We start from the raw sequence: 12,351 nt of genomic DNA, 5'->3' as shown, positions 1-12,351 counted from the left end.
TTTAACCTTATTATCGAAGTGAATTTCTACTCTGATTTTACAGAATCCTCTTCATCGTTCATACGTTTTAAAATCGCCTCAGCATACGCATCTATGTCATCGTGAGGTGAAACATTAGCAGGATTACAAGTTCGGCACGCAAGTAATTTATTTCCTGATAAATTGTTTTTTTGAAGAATTCTAAGTTTTTTTCCATTCCAAACATCAACGATAGAATCTGTTTTAATATTGCCAAGAGTAAACTCAGGAGAAACATGTGTACAACAAGCACTAATTAATCCATTTGAATAGACTGTTAGATTTTTAAACAAATGTGTGCAAACTTGGCGAATTCCCTTTCCTTCTAGAATAGACACGTTATTCACTAATTGTGTACTTTTTTGGTCATATCCATCTAAATCAACAACTGTTTCAATGTTGATATGATCACATATTGGACTATAAATTTCGTAAAATCTGTTCACTTTTTCCTCAGAATCAAGTGCGATATTCACGGTTTTTATATAGACATTACACTGTTTTTTGTGTTCATAAAAATGTCTAAGCGTTTCCGTGAGTTGATTGACATTCACTTTTACACGCGCTACTTTCTCAAAGGTTTCATCATCAATCGCTTCCAATGAGACAGACAAATTTGTTAAACCTGCCTCAATGAGTGCTAAATTCATCTCAGGGGTTAAAAGAACGCCGTTTGTGATAATCTCAATCGTATTGAAAATATTGGCATCATGTGCATATTTCACCATTCTAACGATATCTTTATTCATCAGTGGTTCACCATTTCCGATAAAACCAATTTTTTTAGGTTTAACCGGAAATAATTTAGCATCATCAATCAGCTTCTTAAATGTTTCAAACGACATCATGTCTCGAATCTGAGTGTGATCATTGGGATCATTTACTCCGCAAAAAATGCATTTCAAATTACATTTTCCCGATACTCCAACCGTTATAGAAAGAGGCGCTCCTAGCGGTGCCATTTCACCGATATTTATTCGATTGTGATTAAAATAAGTTTCTTTAATTGCCATTCTTACCTCACTTATCATCCAACTCTTTTCAGTATTAATTTACAACATTCTTTTTTAAATTTCTCAAATCCTCTTCTGTTAACTGGATAGCCGCTGGTATTCTTTTGCTATTCACATTGAATCCTAAACAATAATTACATGCGTTGATAAAATGACTCCCAAATCTTTCTGCGGCTTTCTTCTTATCCTCAATCGACATTGAATCATTGGTTAAATCGACATACTCACCCTCAATAAGCTGTATTTCTTCTTTTAACGACGCTTGAACAGGACAAAGATACATTTTTCCATTTTTTATATAAGGTGCACCACAGTTTCCAGAACGACAATTCTCAAAAACATGTTCCACTTGCGCTGGTGTATAATTTTTGAAAGAAAAATCTCCAAAATCAACCCAACCACCGTAATATTGATCTTCACCATGATACGTATCAATTCTATAGTTAATTCCATGATGAGTCAGTAACTCAATTAGCTCTTCCTTATGTCGAGATAAATCACCATAATTATCAATAATAAAAAACACCGGTTGGTTTTTACAAGCCTCTAAAATTTCTTGACTTGGCAAAATAGTGCCATTTGTCAATATATTGAGTGTTTTATACTGTTTCTTATATTGAAGTGCTTCACCAATTAAATCGACGATATTAGGATGTAGTAAGGTCTCTCCACCCTCAAAATCAAAATGATCTACCTCATCATATATTTGAAAAAATAAACGCATTTCATTTATCAAATTTTCAATAGGATAATTTTGACCCTGTTTGTGAAAAGGTGTTTGTGTTATGCACTTTTTACATTTCAAAGTGCAAATCGTGTTTATAATCAATACACCCATAGATGTTCTCATACCACTAGTCATTTAATTCACTCCTTAATATAATGTTTTGCTCAGAAATACCCAACGATAGCATCTGTTTCATAATACTTTCAGTATGGTTTTCATAAACTGAAGCAATGACAATCGCTATGTTTTCTTTATTGTTTTTCTCTAACAAAGAACTTGGTAACTGACATAATAGATTATCAATCTTGAGTTGATTTTTCGTCTCGCTATTATCTAAAAATCCAGTTACGGGTATATTATGAGCTGAGAGAATCTTTGCTGCGTTTTCTCCATAACCTCCCGTAGGCACGACAAATAATTCTTTAAACTCAAGTGACTTTACTCGATTGACTAAAGTTTGATTTTCAAATTCGATGGTTTTTATGAGTCCCTCTTTCGCACCAAAACTCATGATATTTTCATATAGCACTGAAAATAAAGGATATGGTAATTGTTTAATGACGCTTAATTTCGACTTAAGCGCATCTAGTTTATTTGCAACATCCTCAACATCTTCTTCTAGATACTCAAAATCACTGAGTGAAATCTTAAAGTATCTCAGTAACAAAGTGTAAGTAACTTCGATTAAATCTTTTGTAGTAAATACCTCTGATTTGTATGATAAAAAATTCATTAACTCAACAATAGCATAAAACAAACCTTTTGCATGTTGGTTTGATTTTGCCATCGTAGAGATACTTCCATGTCTCAATCGATAGTAATATAATTTTTGATCGATATAATGGATTGACTCGAAGCTAATAAAAAGTGATAGTACTGCAGATGTATCCCCATTCACAGTTCCTTCAGCTTTCATATCATTCATTCTTTTTCTAGCGTTAGCATCTGTTTTAATTGCATACATCCACATTGACGCTAAAAAGGTATTTTGTCCTGTAATATACTTAATTGCATCTAAATATGGGACGTCGTTAATTCTACTCGCATCAAACGGTGGATTGTTTCTTGCGATTAATCCTTCTTCTGCAATACACTTATAATCAATCATGATTAAATCGGGGTGTTTGTCATAAGCGACTTTACCAATAAGAGAAAGTGCTTCAGGCGCAAGATAATCATCGCTATCTACTGAAATAACGTACTCCCCTCTTGAAAGTACAATTGCTCGAACAGCTGCTCTTCCCAGTAAAGTTGGTCGTTCAAGTGCTTCAAATGTGATAATATGTGGATATTTTTCTGCATATGCTGCACATATTTCTGGCGTTCTGTCGTCAGAACCATTGTCTACTAAGACGATTTCATAATCTGTAAAAGGTTGATTGATAATACTGTTTAAACATTCCTCTATATAATTTTCAACATTATATGCTGGGATGCACACGCTGATTAATGGTTGCATATACTACTCCTGTAAATTTTTTCTAGTTCCATTAGCAACTCTGTTTCATGACTATAGTATGCATTTAATAATAGCCAAGTTTCATTTAGTACTTGAATATTCATTTCAAGAGCAGAAACGTAGAGTCTTAAATATAATAAATGAAAATCTAATGGTTGAGAAATAAACAACTGCTCTATTAGTTCCTGAGACTCTTTGATCATGCCTTGATCAATCCAATCAAGAATTTGATTTTTAAGCAACTCTATGTCCTCGACCTTTTCAGTGGATTCAATCAATTGAATCATATCGTTTTTATTTTCCATCAGTTTGATTTTCTGTTCCTCATCTAAACTGCAAAAAAGTACATACCATTTTGGGATTCTAAGTGCATCATTCCAGTAATATAGGTCATCTCGAAAAAATGAACAATCCACTTCTTTTGAAAATCCTAGATAGCTCATCAATAGTTTTTCGACTATGATTGAGCTAGGTTTTAATTTTGAGAAGCACAGAATATCTGCTAACTCGTTTGAGTTGACACCATTTTTACAATTCCACTGTTTGATAAAATTAAGTAACGGCTCTATTTGATTCATCAATCCTTGATAGCCAATTATTCTTTTAATCTCGAAGATTCTCGGTTGCATGAATACCTGTTGAATAAATTTGCGTTTATGGTCGATTTCACTATCCATAGAACTCAGCATCATATCCATCAAATCCTTGATATGTCCTCTAGCAATACTTTGAATCAATTGAATCCCCTCAGCTGAGTCAGCTCTCATCTTCTGAAGTAGTTCTAATCCAAGTTCATAGATCTCTATCAAATCAAAAATACGTGTATAATCAGGTGTATGGTTGGTAAATTTTGATTGCCCTTTAATACGATAGAAATGTAAACATTCAGACGTGAAAACAACCGTATTGGCTTGATTTATCAAAGACAACGAAACAACCGTATCAATTGCATGTAAGGTTTTACCAGGATATTTGTGAAACCAAGTTGCAAACTTTTCATAGAAAAATTCAGTTCTAAAAATCTTCCCCCATAGAGGTCTTAACTGTCCATATGCACTTCGAATACAATCAACCGATAGGATCTCTCCAACATGAAAAATCCGATCTAACGGCTTATTCTCTGTGACGATCTCCATACTAGATCCGTCTTTAAACATCTTTGTACCAGCCACAACAATATCCGCTGAATTCGCTTGAGCCGATGCAACTAATTTTTTCACATAATCTGGATGTACAAAATCATCCGAATCCAGCATTGTTAAATATTCACTATCCGGTCGTGTAAAATGATGCGGTTCAACAATTTCAAAAACCCCATTCACATCATTATGAAACACTTTGATTCGATGATCTCTAAGCGCATATTCTTGAATAATCTGATACGTCGAATCGGTTGAACCATTATCACGAATATAATACTCAATGTTTCTTTCAGTTTGAGATAATACACTTTCAATCGTGGTCCTGATGTAATGTTCATCATTATAAGCAATTGTAAAAAACGTTATGATTGGTTTTGACATATGTGCTCCTATTCTCTTGGTATTGCATAAAAAACAGTTTCACAGTGTTGATTAAAACTTTGATTTCCATGATGTCTCATATAATATTGATAGTTCAAATTTAAGTTCATAATCCATTTAGGAATCACAAACAAATCTTCAGGTTTGTGATAAACACAAATTGCAAGTTTGGGCATATATCTTAAAATCGTTTCTTTTGCTCCCTCTAATGCCTCTAACTCACTTCCTTCAATATCCATCTTAATAAAAGTAACTCTAGGCAACTGTAAACTATCGAGTCGAATCGTCTCTATCATTTCACAGTCAATATGATCGCATACTTCAGATAATCCAACGATTGAACTAGATGCCCCCATACTTTCATTCATGGCAATCCTTCGTTCTTGATTACTGAGTGCTTTTTTCTCAATACGAATTCTAGTATCTTTTGAAAAATCCTTTTGAAGCGTCTGTTCTAATAATTTAAAGCATTCCTCAAATGGCTCAAGTGAAACTATGGATTCGTATTCATTATGGCAAAATGAAATAAAAGCTTTAAGAGTATCTCCATTGAACGCGCCAGCATCTACAAAACTTTCTAGCTGTATATCCTGTGTCAATTCATTAAAATATTGATTGCCCTGAACCACTTCGTTGAAGTACATCGTTTCAAACGTAATTCTCCCTTTGATCACATTTAAGAAAGTGTGTTTTGATAACGGATCTTCCAAAGCATCATATATTTTTTTACACGCATCAAAATGGCCAAGGTACAACTCTTTTACCGCGCGACTCTCTTCAAACAAAGGTGGATCATACACATTTAGTTGATAAAAATCTGATGGATCAAAAGACTGACTCAGTTGATTTTTCACCTCGTCATAATACTGTTCACCCACTGCAATTGCCACTTGAAATCCAGATTCTATCTCTAAAATCAATTGCTGTAAGGACTGAACAATCAAACCTTCAATCTCTACCCCCAACTTGTTAGAATCTGAATCGCAAATCCCCAAGACTTGTATATTCATCTCTCTAAACTTTCGAACGGCAATGCGTCCAAGAGCGCCTGCACCATATACGACAATAGGCTTGTTGGGTAATATAAGCGGTTTCATATCCAGCTCTTTAATCGCATCTATTGTTAATTTTTCCATATACAACCTCTAGTTTATAATGCATATAGTACAGTTTCGCAATAATATAAATTATTTATTGAAAAATCTTTATAATGACGCAAATAAAATTTGTATCCCAAATTCAGCGATTCAATATACTCACTTAGATCCAAGATATCTGCGACTTTATGATAAACACAAATCGCCAATTTAGGTTTATATTTTTTGATTGTTTCTGTCGCACCAAGAAGCGCATCATACTCGCTTCCTTCAATATCCATTTTAATAAAAGTGACTTTTTCAAGATTAAGTTCATCAAGAGTCGTAATCTCAAAAGTGTTGTCTGATGACGCAGAATTATCGATTTTATTGCTACCACCTGGCAATGTACTATCAAAATTTACTTGACCATTTCTTGAAAAAAGCCCCATATTATAAAGTTCTATTTTGTCACGGAGTTCTGGATATTTTGAAGCAGTTTTTACGAGTCCTTCAAAGCATTCTTTAAACGGTTCAAATGAATAAATTTTGTTAAATCTACCTTGTTTATATTCAATAAAAGTTTCAAGTGTATCTCCGATATAAGCGCCCGCATCCACGAAATACTCTTCATCTGATCCATCTGTTAGCTCATTGAAATATTGTCCCAATGAAAATGCATCTATGAAAAATTGATTATTTTCACTCACGTTCCCCTTTAACACTTGAATCATGACCTCTTGACTTTTCTCGTCACTTAATTTTTCATATAACGCGTTTAGTCGCTCTTGTTGAGTGTGTATTAAATTGACAAATTCTTCTCTTTGAGTATTGTTAAATGGACATTCATTAAAGAATAGTTTTGATGCCTCAATTTTATTTAGAAGCATTGATCGTATTTCATCAAATGCCTTTGGGCCTGTTGCAATTGCAACACTATAATTATCTATGTCTTTAATCGAACTATCAAAATCCGACACCACTCTATCTTTAAATACCGTTCCTACTTTAGCAGGATTCGAATCACAAATAGCTAGAATCTCCCATCCATTATGTCTACAGTATTCATAAAAAATTCCTGCCACTTTACCCGTACCATAGATAATCAATGGACTTACAACTTTTTTACCTGTTTCATCTAGTTTTAGAATTTCATCAAAATTGATCATAATGCCTCCAATTATTCGTTTTTATGCTCTTGATAAATACTGATCCATCCACTCTTTTTCAAAATCCTTTAAAAACTCCGACTGATAAAATTCATCATAATGTTCGATAAGTGTTGTTTTTATATGATTTAATTGCTCTTTGCATTCCTCAAGGTCATTACGGATAATTTTATTGCACATCGAAATCATATATGACCACTCTGTGTATCTTACAAAATCCGCAATTTCTGGTAAGACTTCAGATAGATACTCCGTCCTTTCTTTAAACGCTTCAAAGTACTCATCTAACTGCTTTGGTGTCAATAATTTATCGTTTGTTGTAAATCCTGAGTTGTTGGTTTCATGTCGATAAAACGTATAATGAGGAACTCCATGCGCTACGACTTTTTTTGCATGTGCGAAATATCGATACCCCACGATGATGTCATCATAATTACCGTGTTCTCTAAACCGAATTTGTTCAAATAACTCGCGTTTTAAAAGTTTGGTAGGGAGTGCTACATTGTACTTCTTACGATTTAACAGTTCAATGACCGATTCAGCAGCGTTCATAACTAGCAGTTCATCAAATACACAATTGGGTTTTTCAATCCCAAATTCGTTTTTATTTGATCCACATAGCGCGATATCTGCATCATGCCCAGTGATTAAGTCATATAAAAACTGTAGCATATTAGGATGTGCAATATCGTCATCATCCACATACATGATGAATTTTCCCGTGGCGATATCAAGTCCTGCATTTCTACCCGATCCAATATTGCCACGATCTCTGTGAATAACTTTTATTTGAGGGTTTAAAGCGGCATACCGATTACAAATCTCTCCACTTTGGTCAGACGACCCATTGTTGACGATAATATATTCATAGTTTTTAAATGTCTGATTTAAAATGCTCTCTATTGCACGAGAAACGTATTTTTCGCGATTGTATACCAGCATAATCACACTGATCTCTACCATGATTCCTCCTATTAACGATTATCAATTACGGATTATTTATTGTCATTCCACTTTTTCCAAGGCGCTAAATCGTTCATCCACAAGTGTTCCAATAAACTTCTATCCCTTTGAGTGTCCATACACTGCCAAAAACCACCATGTTTATATGCGTATAGTTGTTTATCTGCAGCCATTTTTTCCATCGGTGTTCTTTCTAGGACACAGTTAATATCCTCATCTAAATAGTTAAACATTTCAGGCTCAAATACCATAAACCCTGCATTGATCCAGCCACCATCTTCTTTCGCTTTTTCAGCAAAACGATCGACTAACCCTTCTTCAGTTACGTCCAATACCCCAAATCGTCCACCAGGTTGAATGGCAGTAATTGTCGCAATTTTTCCCATCTTTTTATGATGTTCAATGAGCTCTATTAAATTCACATCACTCACACCGTCACCATAAGTCAGCATAAAGGGTTCATTTCCAATATACTTTTGAATTCTTTTAACCCTTGCACCTGTCTGTGAGTTCAAGCCGGTATCAACGAGTGTCACTTTCCACGGTTCAGCGATATTCTGATGAACGGTCATTGAGTTACAATCTGTAAAGTCAAATGTAACGTCTGACATGTGGAGGTAGTAATCTGCAAAAAACTCCTTGATCATGTATCCCTTATATCCTAAACAGATAATAAACTCATTAAATCCATAAGAACTATAAATTTTCATAATATGCCATAGAATTGGCCGATCGCCAATTTCGATCATTGGCTTTGGCTTTAAATGACTTTCTTCACTTATACGAGTTCCAAATCCACCCGCTAAAATTACGACTTTCATCTCATTTCCCCCAAATTTATGACTTTAAATGACTTATATTTTGATACTGTATTTTAAGTTGATCATTTAATCGAACAGTCTCTTCCAGAAGTTCTTGATCAGATGCCTGCTTGAGAATCTTCTCTATCCATCTGCCTGCCTCATCGAAGCGTCCAAGTTCTTTGTAGCCAAGTGCAATATTAAAAGCAATATCATAATCATCAGGCGTTTCATCAAATGCTTCAGTCAAAAGTGCTATACCTTGCAGAAAGCTTCCATCAATAATATCGGCTATTCCTTCATATATTTTCAGTTGATGCACATCTGATATCGAGCGAAGATTCGACGATTTGAGTTTTACAAGCTCATAGTGGCCATTTACTAGATCACTTTCAACTTTCTTAATTTCCGCATCCATATTCTGAATGAATTGTTCTTTGATTACCTGGTATCGTTTTTGAGAAAGAGTGTAGACTATCGACTTTTGGTAATGATCAAATGCCTGATGGAGATTCCCTAGCACTTCATAGATTACCCCAATATTATAATGTGGTTGATAAGAATTAATGCCCTCCATATTGCCTTCTTTTTCACCGATACATTTTTTAAATGATCCAATCGCCTCATCAAAGCGTGCATTATTCATATAAATAAGCCCCATTAAAAAATTGTAATCCGGAGAAAGCCCATAAAAATCACGATATTGCTCGAATCTAAGCGATTCAGCATATCGTTCACACTTGAGATGTGCATAACCAAACGACTCCACCAAATCCTTTGCATATTCTAAATTCAAATCTACTCCGAGTAAAAGGGCTTCATTAAAGCTGTTAAACGACTCTGAATAGCGCTTCGCTTTAAAATAAGATTTTCCCAATTGATAATGCAAATAAGGATCCGTTGGATGATCTTGTAGTGCTTCTTTTAACATCGTGATATTTCGTTCTAATTTATTTGTCGTTGCAATAACTTCCTTGGTATATCCAATATGATTGGCGACTATATCTATGTCAAATGTCTCATAGGCATTTCCATCGCGACGAACAATCTGCTCGTGGATAGCGCCTTCATAACAAAATATCTTCCGATTAAATACGCGATTGACGCGTTCGATATACTTTTGAGTCACTTCACCTTCTTCATATGGATTGATGCGTTTTATTCTACCCACTTGATTTTGAAATGTTCGAATGCTTTCAAGGCACTTATCTCGATCGAAATTTTGAATCATTTCATCCGCATCTAGTACAAGTACCCAGTCATAGGCTGCCTGATCTAAAGAGAAATTACGAGCTTTTGAAAAATCATTGCACCACTTAAAATCATAGACATCCTTCGTGTAGCTAAGTGCAATTTCTTTAGTAGTATCTGTCGATCCTGTATCCACGATCACGACTTGGTCCACTAAAGGTATCACCTGTTTCAAACAATTTTCAATTCCAGCAGCCTCATTTTTGACAATCATACATAAACTAATCATAGCAACCTCATATAGTTGTAAGGAAAATATCTTTCTTTATTGGGATTCACCATATATTTGTTCATATCTCCTAAAGTATCTCTTGTTTCATTATATCACTATTTATATATAAAATTCTATATTTCAACTAATAGAACCGTTTTCTCTCATTTATGGTAAAGCAAAAAGGCCAAAGAATATCTTTGACCTTTTTGAGCACTCCTACTATCTCAATAACTGTAAAACACCTTGTGGTGCTTGGTTTGCTTGAGCAAGCATTGCTTGAGCAGCTTGAGTAAGAATGTTTTGTTTTGTGAAGTTCATCATTTCTTTTGCCATGTCTACGTCTCTGATACGTGATTCAGAAGCTTGTAAGTTCTCACCAGCATTATCTAAGTTCTTGATGGTGTGTTCTAATCTGTTTTGTGCAGCTCCTAAGTTTGAACGAGTTGTAGAGAGGGCTTTGATTGCTGTGTCTACTGTCGTAATGGCAGTATTCGCATTCGCTTGAGTATCAATTGCAACGGCATTTACAGACAAACCTGTTGAAGTTTGTGCTGTAATAGAAAGAGACATTGTATCTGATGCATTTGATCCGATGTGGAATAACACACCTGTCAAAGTACCATCTAAAAGGTTTCTTTCATTGAATTGTGTTTTACCACCAATTCTGTCAAGCTCAGTTTTAAGTTGTGTTACTTCGGCGTTGAGTGCAGTTCTATCAACGGTAACGTTTGTATCGTTGGCAGATTGAACTGAAAGTTCTCTCATACGTTGTAAAATAGCATGAGATTCATTGAGTGCACCTTCAGCAGTTTGGATCAATGAAATACCATCTTGAGCATTTCTAGATGCTTGTGTTAAGCCTCTGATTTGTGCTCTCATTTTTTCAGAGATAGAAAGACCAGCAGCGTCATCGCCAGCACGGTTAATTCTGTAACCTGAAGACAATTTTTCCATTGATTTTGTGCTTTCGCCATTAGTAATACTAAGTTGTCTGTGAGTGTTCATCGCCATTAAGTTGTTATTAATTCTCATAACGTTTCCTCCTTGAATTTAAGTCCAGAATCCATTCTGGAATAGGGTGTCAATAAATCATCATTCGGCCGATATGACAATCTATTAATCTATTATCATTATCGGCTAATTAACAGATAACTTTAATCTCCTAAATAAAAAAAATGCGACACTTTTAAAAAAAGGTGTCGCATCAATTTCCTTACTTATCTCAACAACTGTAAAACACCTTGTGGTGCTTGGTTTGCTTGAGCAAGCATCGCTTGAGCAGCTTGAGTAAGAATGTTTTGTTTTGTGAAGTTCATCATTTCTTTTGCCATATCTACGTCTCTGATACGTGATTCAGAAGCTTGTAAATTTTCAGCAGAGTTGTCCAAGTTTTTAATGGTGTGCTCTAATCTGTTTTGTGCAGCTCCTAAGTTTGAACGAGTTGTAGAAAGGTTTTTGATCGCTGTGTCCACTGTTGTAATCGCAGTGTTTGCATTTGTTTGAGTATCGATTGCCACCGCATTGACACCAAGACCAGTTGCTGTTTGAGCTGTAATTGAAAGAGACATTGTATCAGATGCATTTGAGCCGATGTGGAATAATACACCTGTCAAAGTTCCATCTAAAAGGTTTCTTTCATTGAATTGAGTTTTCTCACCAATTCTTGTAAGCTCTGCGTTAAGCTGTGTAACTTCTGCATTAAGTGCAGTTCTGTCTACAGTAACGTTTGTGTCGTTGGCAGATTGAACAGAAAGTTCTCTCATACGTTGTAAAATTGCATGAGATTCATTGAGTGCACCTTCAGCAGTTTGGATCAATGAAATACCGTCTTGAGCATTTCTAGATGCTTGTGTTAAGCCTCTGATTTGTGCTCTCATTTTTTCAGAGATAGAAAGACCAGCAGCGTCATCGCCAGCACGGTTAATTCTAAAGCCTGAAGACAATTTTTCCATCGCTTTTGTGCTTTCGCCATTAGTAATACTCAGTTGTCTGTGTGTGTTCATCGCCATTAAGTTGTTATTAATTCTCATACCTATATCCTCCTTGAATTCTATACCAGATTCCGTTCCGGTAAAAATAATTGATTATTCCATGTTTAATATATCGGATTAAGCTTCATGATACTTTAGAAATTTTTA

General features: G+C 35.0%; 11 protein-coding genes. All 11 read right to left on the bottom strand.

The window, feature by feature from the left end:
- Positions 1 to 26: 26 nt before the first annotated feature.
- Positions 27 to 1,031, bottom strand: a complete 1,005-nt coding sequence (locus ACZ41W_RS11580; protein WP_464312141.1) for a radical SAM/SPASM domain-containing protein — start codon at positions 1,029 to 1,031, stop codon at positions 27 to 29.
- A 34-nt stretch (positions 1,032 to 1,065) separates the two neighbouring features.
- Positions 1,066 to 1,893: a radical SAM protein gene (locus tag ACZ41W_RS11575; RefSeq protein ID WP_464312140.1), complete on the bottom strand. Its 828-nt coding sequence runs from the start codon at positions 1,891 to 1,893 to the stop codon at positions 1,066 to 1,068.
- On the bottom strand, positions 1,886 to 3,217 hold the full coding sequence (locus ACZ41W_RS11570) for a glycosyltransferase family 2 protein (RefSeq protein ID WP_464312139.1): 1,332 nt from the start codon (positions 3,215 to 3,217) through the stop codon (positions 1,886 to 1,888). The genes ACZ41W_RS11575 and ACZ41W_RS11570 overlap by 8 nt, the downstream gene beginning before the upstream one ends.
- Positions 3,205 to 4,740 (bottom strand): glycosyltransferase, encoded by a 1,536-nt coding sequence (locus ACZ41W_RS11565; RefSeq protein WP_464312138.1) that lies wholly within the window; start codon positions 4,738 to 4,740, stop codon positions 3,205 to 3,207. The genes ACZ41W_RS11570 and ACZ41W_RS11565 overlap by 13 nt, the downstream gene beginning before the upstream one ends.
- A gap of 8 nt (positions 4,741 to 4,748) precedes the next feature.
- Complete coding sequence (locus ACZ41W_RS11560; RefSeq protein WP_464312137.1) at positions 4,749 to 5,876, bottom strand: FkbM family methyltransferase; 1,128 nt, start codon at positions 5,874 to 5,876, stop codon at positions 4,749 to 4,751.
- 14 nt (positions 5,877 to 5,890) lie between these two features.
- Positions 5,891 to 6,985: an FkbM family methyltransferase gene (locus tag ACZ41W_RS11555; protein ID WP_464312136.1), complete on the bottom strand. Its 1,095-nt coding sequence runs from the start codon at positions 6,983 to 6,985 to the stop codon at positions 5,891 to 5,893.
- A 21-nt stretch (positions 6,986 to 7,006) separates the two neighbouring features.
- Entirely contained in the window at positions 7,007 to 7,948 is a 942-nt protein-coding gene (locus ACZ41W_RS11550) for a glycosyltransferase family 2 protein (protein WP_464312135.1), read from the bottom strand.
- 32 nt (positions 7,949 to 7,980) lie between these two features.
- Positions 7,981 to 8,769 (bottom strand): glucose-1-phosphate cytidylyltransferase, encoded by a 789-nt coding sequence (gene rfbF, locus ACZ41W_RS11545; protein WP_464312134.1) that lies wholly within the window; start codon positions 8,767 to 8,769, stop codon positions 7,981 to 7,983.
- A 16-nt stretch (positions 8,770 to 8,785) separates the two neighbouring features.
- On the bottom strand, positions 8,786 to 10,228 hold the full coding sequence (locus ACZ41W_RS11540) for a glycosyltransferase (protein WP_464312133.1): 1,443 nt from the start codon (positions 10,226 to 10,228) through the stop codon (positions 8,786 to 8,788).
- Between the two features lie 204 nt (positions 10,229 to 10,432).
- On the bottom strand, positions 10,433 to 11,245 hold the full coding sequence (locus ACZ41W_RS11535; RefSeq protein ID WP_464312132.1) for a flagellin N-terminal helical domain-containing protein: 813 nt from the start codon (positions 11,243 to 11,245) through the stop codon (positions 10,433 to 10,435).
- 185 nt (positions 11,246 to 11,430) lie between these two features.
- The gene (locus ACZ41W_RS11530) at positions 11,431 to 12,243 is read right to left on the bottom strand and encodes a flagellin N-terminal helical domain-containing protein (protein WP_464312131.1); all 813 of its coding nucleotides are present in this window, start codon (positions 12,241 to 12,243) and stop codon (positions 11,431 to 11,433) included.
- Between the last annotated feature and the right edge of the window lie 108 nt (positions 12,244 to 12,351).

It is taken from the genome of Fusibacter fontis (assembly GCF_055378735.1).
This window is presented reverse-complemented; position numbering and strand designations above follow the sequence as displayed.

What these genes read in the sequence shown, in the direction of transcription:
- ACZ41W_RS11555 (WP_464312136.1), bottom strand. Translation starts at nt 6,985, where the DNA reads ATGATCAATTTTGATGAAATTCTAAAACTAGATGAAACAGGTAAAAAA.
- ACZ41W_RS11575 (WP_464312140.1), bottom strand. Translation starts at nt 1,893, where the DNA reads ATGACTAGTGGTATGAGAACATCTATGGGTGTATTGATTATAAACACG.
- ACZ41W_RS11530 (WP_464312131.1), bottom strand. Translation starts at nt 12,243, where the DNA reads ATGAGAATTAATAACAACTTAATGGCGATGAACACACACAGACAACTG.
- ACZ41W_RS11580 (WP_464312141.1), bottom strand. Translation starts at nt 1,031, where the DNA reads ATGGCAATTAAAGAAACTTATTTTAATCACAATCGAATAAATATCGGT.
- ACZ41W_RS11550 (WP_464312135.1), bottom strand. Translation starts at nt 7,948, where the DNA reads ATGGTAGAGATCAGTGTGATTATGCTGGTATACAATCGCGAAAAATAC.
- ACZ41W_RS11540 (WP_464312133.1), bottom strand. Translation starts at nt 10,228, where the DNA reads ATGATTAGTTTATGTATGATTGTCAAAAATGAGGCTGCTGGAATTGAA.
- ACZ41W_RS11565 (WP_464312138.1), bottom strand. Translation starts at nt 4,740, where the DNA reads ATGTCAAAACCAATCATAACGTTTTTTACAATTGCTTATAATGATGAA.
- ACZ41W_RS11535 (WP_464312132.1), bottom strand. Translation starts at nt 11,245, where the DNA reads ATGAGAATTAATAACAACTTAATGGCGATGAACACTCACAGACAACTT.
- ACZ41W_RS11570 (WP_464312139.1), bottom strand. Translation starts at nt 3,217, where the DNA reads ATGCAACCATTAATCAGCGTGTGCATCCCAGCATATAATGTTGAAAAT.
- rfbF (WP_464312134.1), bottom strand. Translation starts at nt 8,769, where the DNA reads ATGAAAGTCGTAATTTTAGCGGGTGGATTTGGAACTCGTATAAGTGAA.
- ACZ41W_RS11560 (WP_464312137.1), bottom strand. Translation starts at nt 5,876, where the DNA reads ATGGAAAAATTAACAATAGATGCGATTAAAGAGCTGGATATGAAACCG.